The 16,425-nt window shown below is 44.9% G+C and carries 18 protein-coding genes; 4 read left to right on the forward strand and 14 right to left on the reverse strand.

Features of this window, described 5'->3' with window-relative positions; genetic code table 11:
• Nucleotides 1-130 precede the first annotated feature (130 nt).
• Nucleotides 131-826: a hypothetical protein gene (locus tag ACXAGV_RS00195; protein WP_474870831.1), complete on the forward strand. Its 696-nt coding sequence runs from the start codon at nucleotides 131-133 to the stop codon at nucleotides 824-826.
• A gap of 17 nt (nucleotides 827-843) precedes the next feature.
• Here ACXAGV_RS00195 and ACXAGV_RS00200 read toward each other — a convergent pair whose 3' ends face one another.
• The 10 genes from ACXAGV_RS00200 to rpoE all read right to left on the reverse strand — a co-directional run bounded on the left by ACXAGV_RS00200 (nucleotide 844) and on the right by rpoE (nucleotide 10,353).
• On the reverse strand, nucleotides 844-1,686 hold the full coding sequence (locus ACXAGV_RS00200; RefSeq protein WP_474870833.1) for a TatD family hydrolase: 843 nt from the start codon (nucleotides 1,684-1,686) through the stop codon (nucleotides 844-846).
• 128 nt (nucleotides 1,687-1,814) lie between these two features.
• Complete coding sequence (pdxH, locus tag ACXAGV_RS00205; protein WP_474870835.1) at nucleotides 1,815-2,453, reverse strand: pyridoxamine 5'-phosphate oxidase; 639 nt, start codon at nucleotides 2,451-2,453, stop codon at nucleotides 1,815-1,817.
• 212 nt (nucleotides 2,454-2,665) lie between these two features.
• On the reverse strand, nucleotides 2,666-3,577 hold the full coding sequence (gene era / locus ACXAGV_RS00210; protein WP_474871885.1) for a GTPase Era: 912 nt from the start codon (nucleotides 3,575-3,577) through the stop codon (nucleotides 2,666-2,668).
• 19 nt (nucleotides 3,578-3,596) lie between these two features.
• Complete coding sequence (gene rnc, locus ACXAGV_RS00215) at nucleotides 3,597-4,283, reverse strand: ribonuclease III (RefSeq protein WP_101565228.1); 687 nt, start codon at nucleotides 4,281-4,283, stop codon at nucleotides 3,597-3,599.
• The gene (gene lepB / locus ACXAGV_RS00220; protein ID WP_014950104.1) at nucleotides 4,283-5,185 is read right to left on the reverse strand and encodes a signal peptidase I; all 903 of its coding nucleotides are present in this window, start codon (nucleotides 5,183-5,185) and stop codon (nucleotides 4,283-4,285) included. The genes rnc and lepB overlap by 1 nt, the downstream gene beginning before the upstream one ends.
• Complete coding sequence (gene lepA / locus ACXAGV_RS00225; RefSeq protein ID WP_474870838.1) at nucleotides 5,185-6,981, reverse strand: translation elongation factor 4; 1,797 nt, start codon at nucleotides 6,979-6,981, stop codon at nucleotides 5,185-5,187. The genes lepB and lepA overlap by 1 nt, the downstream gene beginning before the upstream one ends.
• Nucleotides 6,982-7,304: 323 nt before the next feature.
• Nucleotides 7,305-7,766 (reverse strand): SoxR reducing system RseC family protein, encoded by a 462-nt coding sequence (locus ACXAGV_RS00230; RefSeq protein WP_474870840.1) that lies wholly within the window; start codon nucleotides 7,764-7,766, stop codon nucleotides 7,305-7,307.
• 18 nt (nucleotides 7,767-7,784) lie between these two features.
• Nucleotides 7,785-8,969, reverse strand: a complete 1,185-nt coding sequence (locus ACXAGV_RS00235) for a MucB/RseB C-terminal domain-containing protein (RefSeq protein WP_474870842.1) — start codon at nucleotides 8,967-8,969, stop codon at nucleotides 7,785-7,787.
• A 124-nt stretch (nucleotides 8,970-9,093) separates the two neighbouring features.
• Entirely contained in the window at nucleotides 9,094-9,675 is a 582-nt protein-coding gene (locus ACXAGV_RS00240) for a sigma-E factor negative regulatory protein (protein ID WP_014976995.1), read from the reverse strand.
• 99 nt (nucleotides 9,676-9,774) lie between these two features.
• Nucleotides 9,775-10,353, reverse strand: coding sequence for an RNA polymerase sigma factor RpoE (rpoE, locus tag ACXAGV_RS00245; protein WP_012518957.1), 579 nt, complete (start codon nucleotides 10,351-10,353; stop codon nucleotides 9,775-9,777).
• A gap of 197 nt (nucleotides 10,354-10,550) precedes the next feature.
• On the opposite strand from rpoE, the gene nadB reads away from it, so the two are divergent.
• A complete protein-coding gene (gene nadB / locus ACXAGV_RS00250; RefSeq protein WP_474870844.1) occupies nucleotides 10,551-12,236 on the forward strand; it encodes an L-aspartate oxidase in 1,686 nt (561 codons plus the stop codon).
• A 314-nt stretch (nucleotides 12,237-12,550) separates the two neighbouring features.
• Here the strand turns inward: nadB and ACXAGV_RS00255 are convergent, their stop codons facing one another.
• From ACXAGV_RS00255 to ACXAGV_RS00265, 3 genes are all read right to left on the reverse strand, one after another.
• The gene (locus tag ACXAGV_RS00255) at nucleotides 12,551-13,423 is read right to left on the reverse strand and encodes a MaoC family dehydratase (RefSeq protein WP_474870846.1); all 873 of its coding nucleotides are present in this window, start codon (nucleotides 13,421-13,423) and stop codon (nucleotides 12,551-12,553) included.
• Between the two features lie 13 nt (nucleotides 13,424-13,436).
• The gene (locus ACXAGV_RS00260) at nucleotides 13,437-13,832 is read right to left on the reverse strand and encodes a hypothetical protein (protein ID WP_474870848.1); all 396 of its coding nucleotides are present in this window, start codon (nucleotides 13,830-13,832) and stop codon (nucleotides 13,437-13,439) included.
• Between the two features lie 121 nt (nucleotides 13,833-13,953).
• Nucleotides 13,954-14,205, reverse strand: a complete 252-nt coding sequence (locus tag ACXAGV_RS00265; RefSeq protein ID WP_014950112.1) for an FAD assembly factor SdhE — start codon at nucleotides 14,203-14,205, stop codon at nucleotides 13,954-13,956.
• A 187-nt stretch (nucleotides 14,206-14,392) separates the two neighbouring features.
• Between ACXAGV_RS00265 and ygfZ the strand changes: the two genes are divergently transcribed.
• Together ygfZ and ACXAGV_RS00275 are read left to right on the forward strand one after the other, a co-directional pair.
• A complete protein-coding gene (gene ygfZ, locus ACXAGV_RS00270) occupies nucleotides 14,393-15,439 on the forward strand; it encodes a CAF17-like 4Fe-4S cluster assembly/insertion protein YgfZ (protein ID WP_474870850.1) in 1,047 nt (348 codons plus the stop codon).
• A gap of 62 nt (nucleotides 15,440-15,501) precedes the next feature.
• Nucleotides 15,502-16,017, forward strand: a complete 516-nt coding sequence (locus tag ACXAGV_RS00275; RefSeq protein ID WP_014979789.1) for an FKBP-type peptidyl-prolyl cis-trans isomerase — start codon at nucleotides 15,502-15,504, stop codon at nucleotides 16,015-16,017.
• Between the two features lie 67 nt (nucleotides 16,018-16,084).
• On the opposite strand, the gene ACXAGV_RS00280 is transcribed toward ACXAGV_RS00275, so the two are convergent.
• The gene (locus ACXAGV_RS00280; RefSeq protein ID WP_014950115.1) at nucleotides 16,085-16,423 is read right to left on the reverse strand and encodes a P-II family nitrogen regulator; all 339 of its coding nucleotides are present in this window, start codon (nucleotides 16,421-16,423) and stop codon (nucleotides 16,085-16,087) included.
• Nucleotides 16,424-16,425 lie beyond the last annotated feature (2 nt).

The raw sequence follows: 16,425 nt of genomic DNA on the forward strand, positions 1-16,425 counted from the left end.
CAGAAACTGCGGTGGTTGGCAAATGATGCACTAATGCTAACCAATTAGGCTAACTAATAAAATATCCTCTTTAAAATTATTTAGATTTCACCTACTGTTAGGCAACTCTTGGCATTTATGGAATTACGCATTGGTAGACGTGCTTAGCAAAGCCCAATTACAAGTTAAAAGCAGCTCCCACTCTTTGTATACTGCATTGAAAAGGCTATTTCATACCCTAGTAGTGAGCACGGTATTTGCGCTGGTGGTTGTGTTAATACTTTTGTTACAGCAGTACCAAAATGACTGGTTGACAGTTCAAACCCGCTTTTCTGGAGAAAGTATTGCCAGACAATATGCAAAACTTCTTCAGCCCGCATTCATAGCAGATCAGCTCACTAGTAAAAACCTTGGAACAGATGCTGGCACGGTGTTATCGAACAGTATTGCCAGAAGGGATTACATTGAAAGTGTCGCTGCTATTTTGATAAACGAACCACACATTCTTGCCTTGTCCGTGTTCGATAAAGACGGAAGATATATTGCCCCTTTGCCCCAAATTGAAAGCGTGGTAGCGATGAGCCAATCTCAAAGTGTAACGCCGCTAACTTATGTTGGCGTTATCACTGACGATAATGAAAATTTACTAGGTTATGTGAATATTCACATGAATACGCAGGCAGTCCTCGAGAGCCCACTGACATTGCGTTACCAACTTGCTTTTATTGCGTGTATTATCGTCTTTTTAGCGCTCATGCTAGGTATTTACCTAACCCGGGCATTTTATAAGTCTCGCCCATGGTTTATTCAGGTAACCGAATCAAAAAGAAACAAAGAGAAGCGCTAAATAGCTAGTTTGGAAGTCTATGCTTCACTTCCAGCATCAATATTGAATAGTCGATTGTAGTTTGCTGTGGTGGTGGACACTATTTCTTTATGTGACACCCCATAGTTGTCGCTCATAACATCAACGACATCTGATAAATAACGAGGTTCGTTTGCTTCACCTTGTCTACCGCACATGGGCATATCAGGGGTATCCGTTTCTAAAAGCAATTTATCAAAATGGTGTTCTAACAAAAATGCAAGGGTGTTTCGTGTTTTTTGAGCACGTTCATAGGTAATCGTGCCGCCTATACCTAGGTAAAACCCTCGCTCAATGTACCCTTTGGCTGCTTCAATGCTACCAGAGAAAGCATGTACAACACCTATACCTTGATATTTGGTTTGCTTCAACGCTTCAACGAGCAAATGATGACTTTTTCTGTGATGTAAAATCACAGGTAGCGATACGCTGTCAGCAAGTTTCAAATGGGTATGCAGTACGTCTTTTTGAAGTGCTAATGGAACGCTTATATGCCCATCAATGCCCGTTTCTCCCACCGCTTTTACCGAAGGGTGCAAGTTAGCCGCAGCGGCTTCAAGTTGGTGAAGGTTCGCTTCGACTGCTTGTTCATTTTCACCACCCATGAGTTCTGGCTCGCCAGGCTTGTTACCTATCAAAAAATAGGGGTGAAGGCCCAGTGCAGTATCGATAGGAAGAAAGTCGCTGTACTGTTCACTGAGCGTTTGTAGCGCTTGCCAAGATTGAGGAGTAATACTTGGCGCCATGATACGAGTAAGTCCCGTTGCTTTGGCATTTTCAAGTGCTGTTTGAAGGTCTTTTTTTGGGGCAAGCAAGTCCAGATGGCAATGGCTATCAATCACAGTTTACATGCCTCCTTGTTACTCATTTTGTCGTACGCTGATTACTCATTACAACGTCAGAAACACGCGCTAAGCGAGGTGACATTTTAAAAAAGTATATTTGCGGGACCGATTGTTAAAACAATTCTCTACGGCATTAAGCGCTGAGTTGTCCACGCACCATCTTCAGTTTTGTTGTATTCAAAACGATCATGTAACCTGTCTTCCCCACCCTGCCAAAACTCAATTTGATGAGGCACAATCCTAAAGCCCCCCCAAAAGTCCGGTACAGGTAATTCCTTATTAGCAAATTTATCTCTTAGCTGCTTAAACTGGGTCAATAATAGTTCCCTGCTGCCAATAGGCTTACTTTGTCTTGACGCATATGCTGCCAGCTGACTGTCTTTCGGTCGCGAAAAGAAATAGGCAGCATTCTCAGAAACAGAAAGTTTTTCAACGCTACCACATACACGAACTTGGCGTTCCATGAAAAACCATGGAAAGTGGCACGACACTTTAGGGTTTACCGCCAACTCTTGCGCCTTACGGCTGCCTAAGTTAGTGAAAAACACAAAGCCCTTTTCACTCACGTCTTTTAGCAAAACGATACGCTGAGAGGGTTGACCGCTTGCATCAACGGTTGCAACTGTCATGGCAGTAGGATCGGGAATTCCAGCGCCAATGGCATTTTTTAGCCATACATCGAACAAAGTAAACGGATTTGAAGTTATATCTGACTCACTCAAACTGCCCTTTGAGTACTGCCTACGCATATCTGAAATTGCCATATACCGCTCCTTACAAGAGGTTGTTTTGGATGCTAGTGATGTTGGAAACCGAATAAGTAATCAACCGTGTAAATGCTCGTATAAGCGCATTTAACTGAGTTAACTTTCAACAGGCGTTGAGCTACACCACTTGGCGACAAGGCTGGCTCACTGTTTATCTTTATAACGCTAGTTACAGATGACTAGCGTTATAAAAATATTATAGGCGTGGACTAGAAGTTGCTGTCGTCGCCGTAACCTAAAGAGCGCAAGGCGCGTTCATCGTCTGCCCAGCCTTGTTTCACCTTAACCCAAAGCTCTAGAAATACCTTGTTGTCGAACAAGTTTTCCATATCTTTACGCGCTTGCTCACCGATGGTTTTCAAATGCTTTCCGCCTTTGCCGATGATCATGCGTTTTTGCGTTTCACGCTCTACCAAAATCAGACCGCTAATACGATAAACACCATTTTCAGCCATTTTAAACTGCTCAATTTCCACCGTGGTAGAATAAGGCAGTTCATCGCCCGTAAAACGCATAAGCTTTTCACGTATGATTTCTGCAGCCATAAAACGGCTTGAGCGGTCAGTGATGTAGTCTTCCGGGAAGAAAAACTCACTTTTAGGCAGCGATTTGGCAACCAAATCTCTTATTTCGTCAACCATTCGGCCCTGTTTAGCACTGATAGGGATCATGTGCTCAAACGGGTGCTTTTCGCCAAGCTTTTTAAGGTGAACCATAAAGTTTTCTTTATCTTCAACCTTATCCATCTTGTTTACGATGAGATAGCAAGGAAGGTTTGCTTGTTTAACCTTACTTAATACCATTTCATCTTCGGCGTTGAATCTATCGCCTTCTACCACAAAAAGTACAAGGCCAACTTCAGCCAAAGAGCTGGATGCCGCGCGGTTCATGTAGCGATTAATCGCGCGCTTTTCGTCTTGGTGAAGCCCTGGGGTATCAACGTAAATCGCTTGATAGTCACCGTCGGTGTCTATACCAAGAATGCGGTGGCGAGTGGTTTGCGGCTTACGCGAAGTAATACTTACCTTTTGCCCTAGCAAACGATTAAGCAAGGTCGATTTACCCACATTAGGGCGCCCTACTATGGCAACAAGACCACAGCGAGTTTGAATATCAGGCATTTCTGGCAAATTCGATTCATCATGCGTTGTCATCAAGCTTCTCCAATGTTAAACGAGCAGCTTCTTGTTCTGCTTTTCTGCGGCTATTGCCAGACGCTACTACTGCCTCTGGTAAACTTTCTACCTTGCAGCTAACTTCAAAAGTCTGAGCATGATCTTTCCCTGAAATAGACAACACTTCATAGGTCGGTAGCGCCTGTTTACGACCTTGTAAAAATTCTTGAAGACGCGTTTTGCTGTCTTTAGGGTGGGCATTAGGGTCTAGTTTATTTATGCGAGTTTCCCATAAACGGTCAATAACGCCGCGTACCTCGTCCATACCTGAATCAAGGTAAATAGCCCCTAAAATAGCTTCAACTGCATCAGCTAAAATCGAACTTCTGCGATGACCGCCGCTTTTGAGCTCACCTGGCCCTAAGTTAAGCAGCTCACCCACACTGGCTTCTTTTGCAAGTTCTGCCAATGTGTCTCCTTTAACCAAGGTAGAGCGCATTCGGGTAAGTTTGCCTTCTGGCACCGTTGGGAACCGTTTAAACAGCGTTTCCCCAACAATCATGCCTAAAATAGCGTCGCCTAAAAATTCTAGGCGCTCGTTGTGCTGTTTAGCCGCACTGCGATGAGTAAGTGCCTGTTCCAATAGAGCTTCGTTGGTAAATGTGTAGCCTATCGCCTTGTACAGACGACGATATTTATCAATTCCCTGCATTAATGGATGCCACCTGCTCGCTCAAATCGAACACCTGTTGGTACCCAAGTTGGAAGGAAGTCTGACGGGCTGCGCTCAAATTCAAATGAAATCCAAATCGCCACCGCTTTTCCAACCAAGTTTGCATCTGGCACAAACCCCCAAAAACGGCTGTCGCGGCTGTTGTCACGGTTATCGCCTAGCACGAAATACTGACCTTCTGGCACAATCCACTCATTGCTGCGCGTTCCAGGCTGGGTATAAAAATTAACCGGCGAAATCTCGCGCACTGGGTGGCGCAAAATGTCATGCTCTACTGTGCCTAAATCTTCGGTATACCGCATAAGCTGCGCCATGTCCTGTACGAACTCACCACGCTCTTGGAACGTCAGCGGTACGGCTTTCAATTTAGGGCAGTTGTTGCCAGTCTCACACTTCGGTTTGATATAAACCTGTTTATTTTGATAAACCACAGTATCGCCCGGTAAGCCAATCACGCGCTTAATGTAGTCTATTGAAGGCTCTTCCGGGTACTTGAAAACCACCACATCACCACGCTCTGGAACGCCAGTTTCAATAAGCTTACTTCTGAATACCGGATCTTTCACGCCATAGGCAAACTTTTCAACCAAAATGAAGTCACCCACTAACAGAGTAGGCATCATTGAGCCTGAAGGAATTTGAAATGGTTCATATAAAAACGAGCGTAATACCAATACGAAAGCAATAACAGGAAAAATCTGTTGCGAAGTATCAACAAGGTACGGCAGCTGAGGATCTTCTCCATAGCCCGCTCCTTCTGCGGTTGCCGCAGCCTGTAAACGTGCTTTTCGCTTTGGTGCAAACACTAGGCTATCCACTAGCCAGATTAATCCTGTTATTAAGGTGAGTGCCACCAAAATCAAGGAGAAGTAATTCGCCATTATTTGCCCACCTTCAATACTGCAAGGAACGCATCTTGTGGCAATTCAACATTACCCACTTGCTTCATTCGCTTTTTACCTTCTTTTTGCTTTTGAAGTAGTTTCTTCTTACGACTTACGTCACCGCCGTAACACTTTGCGATTACGTTTTTACGTAGCTGTTTTACTGTACTTCTTGCAACAATATGGTTACCGATAGCCGCCTGAATAGCGATATCGAACATTTGTCGTGGAATAAGCTCTCGAAGCTTTTCGACCAGCTCACGACCACGCCCTTGAGAGTTTTCTCTGTGCGTAATTACCGCCAACGCGTCAACACGTTCACCGTTAATAAGAATATCCACACGCACCATGTCTGAGCTTTGGAAACGCTTAAAGTTGTAGTCGAGCGATGCGAAACCACGGCTAGTAGATTTTAAACGATCGAAGAAATCGAGCACCACTTCTGCCATTGGCAGCTCATAAGTTACCGCCACTTGTTTACCGTGGTATGTCATGTTGGTTTGCATACCGCGCTTCTCAACACAAAGCGTAATTACGTTGCCTAAATATTCTTGTGGTACAAGAATATTAGCTTCAACCATAGGCTCACGAATTTCCGCAATATCGTTTACCGGGGGTAGCTTAGCCGGGCTATCCACGGTAAGGGTTTCGCCCTTGGTCGTTTCTACTTCGTAAATTACCGTAGGCGCAGTAGTGATAAGACCCAAGTCATATTCACGCTCTAAACGCTCTTGAATGATTTCCATGTGTAGCATGCCAAGGAAACCAATACGGAATCCAAAACCTAGCGCTGCAGAACTTTCTGGCTCATAGAACAGTGAAGCGTCGTTCAGGCTCAATTTCGCCAGGGCATCACGGAAGTCTTCGTAGTCATCAGAGCTTATCGGGAAAATACCAGCATAAACCTGAGGTTTAACCTTCTTAAAACCCGGAAGCATAGCTTCAGCAGGCTCGCGAGCCAAGGTGATGGTATCGCCCACAGGCGCGCCCTGGATATCTTTGATACCAGCAATAATAAAGCCTACTTCACCGGCTCTTAACGTTCCCGTGTCTAATGGCTTAGGAGTAAACACACCAATTTTATCTACTTGGTGAGTTTGTCCGTTAGACATTATCTGGATTTTGTCTTTCTTGCTAAGCTCGCCTTCCACTATTCTTACCAATGAAACAACACCTTGGTAATTGTCGAACCACGAGTCGATAATCAATGCTTTAAGTGGCGCTTCCCGGTCACCTTCAGGTGGTGGGATTTTATTTACAATAACTTCAAGTACATCTTCAATACCGATACCGGTTTTCGCTGAGCAGCGCACAGCGTCCAGTGCATCGATACCAACAATATCTTCAATTTCTTCTGCAACGCGATCTGGCTCAGCCTGAGGCAGGTCGATTTTATTTAGCACAGGCACCACTTCCATATCCATCTCGATAGCGGTGTAGCAGTTTGCCAATGTTTGTGCTTCTACGCCCTGACCTGCGTCAACAACCAAAAGCGCACCTTCACAGGCAGCAAGAGAACGAGATACTTCATAGGTAAAGTCAACGTGTCCAGGAGTGTCGATGAAGTTAAGCTGATAAGTTTCACCGTCGCGCGCTTCGTAGTTCAGCGTTACGCTTTGCGCTTTGATAGTAATACCGCGCTCTTTTTCCAGGTCCATTGAGTCGAGAACCTGTTCAGCCATCTCCCGGTCTGTTAGCCCTCCACAATGCTGGATTAAACGGTCTGACAGCGTAGACTTACCGTGGTCAATGTGGGCGATAATACTGAAGTTACGAATGTGCGATTGTTGCATAATGCTGGAAATTACCTGCAGAAAAATTCATTAAACAAAAAATGCTGCTTGCCTTGCTTTAAGGGTTATACGCAGCGCGTGCGGATTTTACCCATTTCTTGCGCGAAAAGCGAATTGGCGTGGTGGAAAATTTATTACTTTCAAGAAACATAACGAATGGAAGTGGCAACCTGACGTGACTTCCTCGTTCTATCTCAAAACTCGGCTACATTGATGAGCGTGAGTTAACGCTATAATCTCGTATAAATTGGCCTCGTATAAATTGGCCTCGTATGAAGCAGTCCCGTATTAAACCTTCGAGCAGCGTAAAGCCCTTCAAAAAATCAATGTTCTAGTGCACTGTGGTCTTGCTGACCCAATAGGACAGGTTGATATTTCGTACGTTCTACACGACGCAACTTGTAAGCAATTAACTTATAGGTAAAGAAGGTTACTAACCCACTTGGCAGCATGGCCCATAACTCGTGAGTAAAGCCGTTACTACTAAGTAATGATATAGACACCGAATATGCCCCGATAAACGCTATGAGCGGTAGCAAATACAACCAAGCCGATGCACTTAAAATACCTGCTTCCGGTATGCCTACAGTCACTTCTTGGCCAACCCGCACAGGCATGGGAGTACGCAGCGTCAACTGCTGCGTTTTCGGTGCAAGCGCACGAGAAATAACGCCGGTACCACAATCACTTTGTGCTTGGCATGCGTTACAGGTCGATTTAATCGCTGCTTCTACGGTGACCGTATCGCCATTAACGGCAACTACGGTGGCGGTTTCTCTTATCATTGTTACTCAATTGCGCGGTTATTCACTTACACTGCTGACGGGGCGTAAAGACGTAGCAATAGCGTTAGCGGTTTGCAAAGGTATTTCTCCCACCACTGTCACCTGGGCCTTGCCGTCTGTTAACGTTAAGAACGTACTCACTTCATTGCGCAGCGCCAGCGTTTCACCTAAAGCATCTTCCGCAGGCTGAACATACACAGATACGTCAACCAATCCATCTGAAAAGAGTTTATATTCTACAATCTGTCCTGTTAAGGCCAATCGTCTTGTATCTTGCTTTATTTCTCGCATGCCAGCCGGCAAATAGGTGACATCCCATTTGTGTGCACGATTTGGCGTATTGCTCAGCGCCATGGGCGCGGGTAACGACGCAGAATTAATTCGTGAGAAATAATCAGCAGGCTCTGGCGATATCGCAAATGCCGTGACCTGAATCTGCTCTAATAGCGCCCCTTGCAAATCAAGCATGTTCAGTTTGAGCAACATGCCAGACGACTCATCCAGCCATAGTTGATAACCAAATCGCGTGTTATCTCGGCTGACTATTCGAATTTGTTGCGCCGAACGTCCTGCCACCCGCGCTCTCCCTACTGCAACAAATTCATAGGCTTCGGCAAGCTGTTCAGGATGATACAATAATACATTTGGTATTGGACCGTTAATATGCTTTGAACGCAAGCTATAGGGTTGTACATCTGGCTCAAATACACTCACCACATCGTTCACACGAATAAGCTCGCGGCCTGGTCCATTTTGAAGATTTAACTGCTCTAATTCAGAGCCATCTTCCATTATCCCGTGGCGCCATAAATATGGAACGGTTTCCTTTCCTGCAATAGTTTGCACAAAAGACACTTGGAAATTGGCATTGGTTATAATGTTTTGAAGTTCTGTTAGCCACTGGCTAGCCGATTGTGGCTCTCGCGTGTGTGAAGCAGATGCATTTTGCTCGCTTCGACTTTGTTCAAGTTGCTCTTGAATTACGTCTTCTCGTTCTGCCTCTGCTTTGTAGGCATCATCTAGTCGGTCAGCCCTCGTGTTTGTTTCTGAGTTAGCGTCTAATTCAGCGTCGCCATCATTCACATTTTGGACTGGGATAGTAGGAGCTTTCGTCGCTTCGCTCAGCGAAGTAGGTTGGGCTACAGTAGGCTGAATAGCCGCGCCCGAAATGAAAAAAAGTGCAAGGATAGAACTACAGCGCATTTTTTCCCGCCTTAAAACAAACATACCAGCAGTATATGCTGGTATGATTAAAATATGAAATGTATGTCAGTCGCAATTTACTTGCGAAAGCACATTCCAACTAATGTTGACTGGCTGCGATAACTTATGGGCGCTCTGGTCCACTTGTTTCGCTTTCACCTTCGTCCTCTTGCGCTTGCTTAAGCTTTATTTGCTGCTCATGATCAGCAATCAATGCATTAATTTTGCGCTTTTTCTCAAGCATTTCATTCATGTCGTTACGTGGTAACGTTCTGGTTTGTTCCAAACTCACTGGAGACAATCCACCTTGAGGAGCAATCGTTGGCGCTGTCATAAATGGCTCGGTAGGCGCTTCTTGATTAGTGTATTGAACACCAAAGATAACTGCCACTGCCACCGACGCGGCTACTGCAAACTGGCCTGACTGCTTCGCAAAAGGAACAACATTGCCAATCAATGGTATCGACTGCCAGCGCGAGCGTTTAGGTGCAACTATAGCTGGCTCGTTTTCAAGCGCAGCTGCTACGCTTGCGGTGATGTCCAACTGTGGGGCAACACTTGCTTCTTTTCGCATTGCACCGCGATACACATGGTAACGTTGCCATTTGGCCTGAAGCGCTTCATCTTGCTTAATTGCATCGATGATGTCATTGCCTTCTATCTCACCATCCATGAATGCGGACAATTTTTCTTGCTGTTGCGTCATATATTCATTTCCAGATCAAAGTGATCGTTAACTACCCTAACACAGCTGTTAGTCATCGTGTAAAAAAGAAAGTTCATCTTTTTTTGATTTTATTTCTTTTTAATTTTCTAACAGCGGTTGAATAACTTTATCAATCGCCTCGCGAGCCCTAAAAATACGGGATCTCACCGTACCCACAGGACACGACATAACGTTCGCGATTTCTTCATAGCTCAACCCTTCAATTTCACGCAGCGTTATCGCCATACGTAAATCGTCCGGCAGCTTCTCAACTACCTTAAACAGGGTTTCTTCAATTTCCTCAGATAACAGGCTTCGCTCGGGTGTAGATTGCTCTTTTAATGCGTCACTACCCTCGTAGAAATCTGCTTCGTCAGCATCGACATCGCTTGCAGGCGGCTTGCGACCTTGAGATACAAGATAGTTCTTGGCACTGTTTACCGCAATGCGATAAAGCCAAGTATAAAATGCACTGTCGCCACGAAAATTAGGTAAGGCACGGTATGCTTTGATAAACGCTTCTTGCGTTACATCAGCAACGTCACCGGTATTTTTCACATAGCGAGAAACGAGATGCATCACTTTATGTTGGTAACGAGTTACCAATAAGTTGAACGCATTTTTATCGCCACGCTGTACTTTTTCGACCAGTTGTTGGTCGGTTATCTGCTCGCTCATTCGAGCCATTACTCCCTACTTCAACTACACCATAGCTCTAACAAGCATGTGTGTAGACGCGTTCTTTTTACAAAAGTTCTGTAAAAGCATTAAATATTTTAAAAAATGCTTAGGCCAGGGGGCAAGAATGATTGTGTTTTGCTACTCATCCTTTAGACTTGCCGAACCTTTGCTCGTTTGAATTGATATAAAAATACATGAAATCTGTATCGTCTTCACTAACTTCCACATCAAATGCAATAGAACATCGTTGTGACGTATTGATTATTGGGAGTGGCGCGGCAGGATTGAGCTTAGCGCTTAAGCTTGCCGACCATTGTCAGGTTATTGTACTTAGTAAAAGTGACCGCAATGAAGGCTCTACCCGCTATGCACAAGGTGGTATTGCCGCAGTATTCGATGAACAAGACTCTATAGACGCACACGTAAAAGACACGCTTGCTGCAGGTGCTGGGCTTTGCGAAGAGCCAGCCGTAAGATTTACTGCAGAACGAGCAAAGGCGTCACTTGAGTGGCTTATCAGTTACGGTGTACCGTTTGATACAGAAAAAAGTGAATCTGGTGAGGAGCGCTTTCACCTTACCCGTGAGGGCGGACACAGCCATCGGCGAATTCTTCACGCTGCAGATGCCACAGGCGAAGCGCTTCAAATTACGTTAAATGACGCAGTATCGACGCATCCAAACATCCACATATTTGAGCGCTATAACGCCATTGATCTCATTCCTTCAAAGGAAGAAAAGAACAGCGTGGTGGGTGCTTATGTTTGGAATAGACAACAAGAGCACGTCGAAGTAATTCGCGCCCCTTTCGTTGCGCTAGCGACCGGCGGTGGCAGTAAGGTATATCAGTATACATCGAACCCCGATGTGTCTAGCGGTGACGGCATTGCCATGGCATGGCGAGCGGGTTGTCGCGTGGCCAATATGGAATTCAATCAATTTCATCCGACTTGCTTATTCCACCCGCAGGCACGCAACTTCTTAATTACAGAAGCACTGCGCGGCGAAGGCGCAAACCTCTGCCACGCCGACGGTACCCGCTTTATGCACAAGTTTGATGAGCGTGGCGATCTTGCGCCGCGCGACGTAGTCGCTCGCGCAATCGACTATGAAATGAAGCGATTAGGCGCTGACTGCATGTATTTGGATATCAGTCATAAGCCTGCTGACTTTATCGTTAAGCACTTCCCTAATATTTATCGAAAGTGCCGCTCGCTTGGTATCGACATAACCCGTGAACCTATCCCAGTCGTGCCCGCTGCGCACTACAGCTGCGGCGGAGTGATGACCGACTTTAATGCCAAAACCGACTTAAATAATGTATACGCAATCGGTGAAGTGGCCTACACGGGTCTGCATGGTGCCAACCGCATGGCATCTAACTCTTTACTTGAGTGTGTGGTTTTTGCCAGCGCTGCAGCGGAAGATATTATTAAAAACCTTCCCAGTGCAGACTGTGAAGAGTCTATTGCGCCTTGGGATGAAAGCCAAGTGTCTAACTCTGACGAAGAAGTCATCATTCAACATAACTGGCACGAACTTAGGCTGTTTATGTGGGATTACGTAGGTATTGTACGCACGGATAAGCGCCTTGAACGTGCCATGCGTCGAATTAAGTTATTAGAGCAAGAGATTACTGAATATTACTCACACTTCAGAGTGAGTAATAACCTGCTAGAACTCCGAAACCTGGTTACGGTTGCGGAACTCATAGTGCGATGCGCGATGGAGCGAAAAGAAAGCAGAGGGTTACACTTTAATTTGGATCACCCTGAGCAAGTAAACAACCCGATGCCAACGGTTCTTATTCCCAGAAAACAACTGTCTGGTGCTGACGTTGGCTCGCTAATTACCCAAGACAGCTTCGCCGATGCCGACTAGCGCCTAAATTAAGATCTGTAACAGTCTAAAGAAAGCGCTAATGCTAATGCGCCTTTTTAAATGACTGGTCAATACATTCACACAGCATCGTTTAGCGCTCAATAAAGCACGTCAAACAAAAAGAGAGCATCACAGCATGCTCTCTTTTCATAGTCCATAGGGTATTTTACCAGTCTGTTCCCTTTCAAATTCACACGCTTCGGTAGGAAACTTGCCGGCGCCTTCTAAGTGAGCAACTATCTATGCGGGCTGGTATTAACCTTAGGTTATCTCACGCTTATCTTTTGCAGATCTGCACCTGATTAAACGATAATTCAGGCCTGATTAAACACTAAACTAGCAGATAAGTGCACAAGGCTGTCATTACTATCGGTAACGTCTATTAGCACACTATTGTCTGTTTTACAGTGCTGTTGAATATGGATGTCGTTGGGCAAAAACACGGGTTTTCTAAAGTGGCAGTTTACTTCTTTTATGCTCATAGATTGTCTGAAGTCTTGATGACTTACAAACGCCGACACTGCGCGTGACAATGTCCACATGCCGTGCGCAATAGGCTGTTTAAACCCAAATGCTTTGGCAGATATTGTAGACAAGTGGATTGGGTTATAATCGCCAGAAAGCTTTGCATAGCGGCGACCTGTATTAGCCGAAGCACTAATTTCGCCGATGAGCGCCCTATTCTCTAATTCACAATCGTCATGTACGTCATTTTTAGCACCAAGTGGAGCTACATGAACGGCTTTCACCTTCACTAAGTAACTACTTATCGCCCTGTAAACCAGGTTCCCTGCCTGCAGCGCTTCCAACATCACATCCACTTCCCAACCTCGGTTATGCGGTCTCACATCGTGAAAGCGCACGCGACATTCAAAGGGTTCGCTTAAATCGCAATGGTCTATTACCGATACTTTGTTAGCGGCGTGGATAAGGCCAAGCAATGGAAATGGGCTTTGTTTGTCCAGCAAACACTGCATTTGCAATGGTAAGGAAAGCATCTGCAAATAAAGTGGATGGGCATGCTCATTTGCCGGCCAATCAACTTCCTGACAAAAAGAAGCGTAGTGCACATTGTCGACATTGAGCGTTTTGGTATAGATGCGCTGAGGCAACGTAGGCGGTTTAAACTGCATAAGCTGCCTGGCGTCAACGCGTTTAAATAACGCTTTGGTATACTCACGAAACATCTTTTTAATTCCTTTAAAGCGTTGCTTTTCGGGCCAAGATAATGGCTCTAGCCAACCGGCGATAGTCTGCTTCGCAGCACTCACCTTTTAAGATCCAAGCGAGATGGCTATGATCTTTTTCAAACCATCTGCGTTTTTGACGCAGCACATTGATACACAGTCCCCAAGTAAAGAGCAGGGAAGAATGATGAATGTTCATTGATGTGCCGTCGGCCTGAGCATCAACTAACAAGCTACCTTTTGGCATGCTTTGCAAATCCAGTGGGAGCGTGCTGTCGTCAACAACCCGGATAATACCATCGCTGGTCAAAGAGAGAGCGTATTGAGTAGCAGAAATTTTGTTACTAAACGCGTCATAAAGACGCCAGAAAATAACTAACGTAGTTACAACAGCAACAAGCGCTATCAATTTTGAGAAGCTCAGCCAAGACCACAAGTATTGAGGCAGGCTGCACAATGCTGCGAAAAGACAAACAGCAACGCATACTTCCCCAAATAACCTTCTAAACCTATTGTGCGTAATGCAAATTCTATACTTTGACACGGTTGACGATAGTTGCCACCATGGCGGCTAGTTCAGGATCTTCGCACTTCTGGTGTCCCATGATCCATGCAAACAAATCAGGGTCATCACTGGTAAGTAAACGTTCAAATGTTTCTTGATCTTCATAACTTAAAGAATCGAAAGCTTCTTCCACAAAAGGAAGTAAAAGTACGTCTAACTCTAGCATGCCTCTGCGACACGCCCACTTTAATCGCGCTAATCTTTTTGGTTCAAACATATGTCTTTCATACCGTTTTTTATTCGCTAACAATAATACCATGCCCTATGCGTGGGGATCACTGCTCTTTTGGTCAGATAGGCAAACTAAATAGAACTTAATCTGCGCACATTCCCATGTATTGCCCTTGAATATTGATGGTTTTACCATACCTTGAGTACATACAGCGAATTTTACAGTGGTGAATATGACATCTATCGCATCGTTACAACGTCTTCCCAATGAATTTGTGGTCAAGCTTTCAAATGCCATGATAATTTCTTTGGAAGGAGAACAGGCCGACAGTTACCTGCAAGGGCAAATTACGGTCAACATTAATAAGCTAACCGAAAATACTGCCAGGCATTTCGCCCATTGTGATAATAAAGGCAAAACGTGGTCTACCGGGTACGTAACTCGCCACCAAAACAAATTATTGTTAGTTACCAATGAAGATGCAGGGAGCCATTCATTAGCACAGCTTAATAAGTATGGTGTGTTCTCTAAGGTTGATATTCTCGACGACACACAAACATACAGCGCTTACTTTATTTCGCTTGATGCAGTGAAAACTAACGAAGTAAAGGCAGCGTTAAGCCAGCTTTTCTCCGAAAACGAAATGGAGCGCCTTCTAGAAAGCGATACTCCTGACAATGGCTCTCTTGAAAAAGTCGAGAGCGAACACGGCGTTGCCTATTTTGCCAATACTAGCTGTAAAGGAATTATTGTTCTTTTAGATGATAATGGCGCAAAGCAAATAAATTCGTTAATAGAGGCGCAAACCCTTTCTTGCTATCCCCAAACCGTATTTGATGCTATACAAATTCAAAGCGTACACGCTTTAGTACAAGGCGACGCGGTGGCGGAATATGTGCCCCAGATGATTAATGTGCAGGCGCTCAACGGTATCGACTTTGATAAAGGCTGCTATATGGGGCAAGAGGTGGTTGCGCGAACCCGCTTTCTGGGTAAAAACAAACGCGCCGCCTACAGCTTTAAGCTTGAAGGTAACGTAGATATTAAACCTGGCGATGCATTAGAAAAGCAGTTGGGCGAAAATTGGCGTATAGCGGGCAAAATTCTCAATGTTGCATCGCTTGATAATGAAACCTGGTTTATTGCTGTGTTGAACAACGACACCACCAGCGAAGATTTACACAGATTGGCTGATAATAACGCCATTACCTGTTACCCTAATACTTTGCCGTACAGTATTGAGCAGAAAGCTAGCAATATTGTGAAAAAACGTCGATAAGCAGTTTTTACTGCATTACATTTATTGCCCTGAATTCTGAAAGGGCCAAGATAGGATTTGTTATGACAATTACTTCTGACAGCGTTGTAACGCTACACTACACCGTATCTACCGAAGACGGCACAACGCTAGACTCTTCAGAAGGGAAATCGCCACTAGTAGTACTACTAGGCCGTCGCTTCTTAATTGAAGGACTAGAAGATGCACTTATTGGTAAATCGAAGGAAGATAGCTTCAACGTTTCAGTAAACCCTGAAAAAGCTTACGGTGAACGTGCTGACGAACTTGTACAAACTGTACCACGCTCAATGTTTGACGGTATGGATGTTGAAGTGGGTATGTCTTTCCGCGCAACTACGCCACAAGGTGAGCAATCGGTCATTATCATTGAAACAACTGACGAAGAGGTTGTTGTTGACGGTAACCACCCTCTTGCCGGTATTCCGCTAACTTTTGACGTAACTGTTGTTGACGTACGAGAAGCAACGAAAGAAGAGCTTGAACACGGTCATGTGCACCAAGCAGAAAGCAGCTGCTGTGATCCCAAAACAGGTGAATGCTCTGACGATAAACACTAACGTGTGATAATCATCCAAAAAAGGGAGCCAATGGCTCCCTTTTTTATGCTTGATAAACACCGATTAGTTAAATCGCGTCTTCGTTTTGTTCACCGGTACGAATTCGTACGGCGGTCTCAACGTTGTAAACGAAGATTTTCCCGTCGCCAATTTTGCCTGTCTTAGCTGACGTTTGAATAGCTTCAACCGCTTGCTCAACGCGGTCATCGTCCAATACAAGCTCAATTTTTATCTTGGGTAGGAAGTCAACTTGGTACTCAGCACCGCGATAAAGTTCAGTATGGCCTTTTTGACGACCAAACCCTTTCACTTCTGACACTGTCATCCCTGCGATACCGACTTCAGCTAGCGCTTCCCTAACATCGTCCATTTTGAACGGTTTAATGATAGCTTCAATTTTTTTCATGA

It is taken from the genome of Alteromonas sp. ABH4_453 (assembly GCF_056160665.1).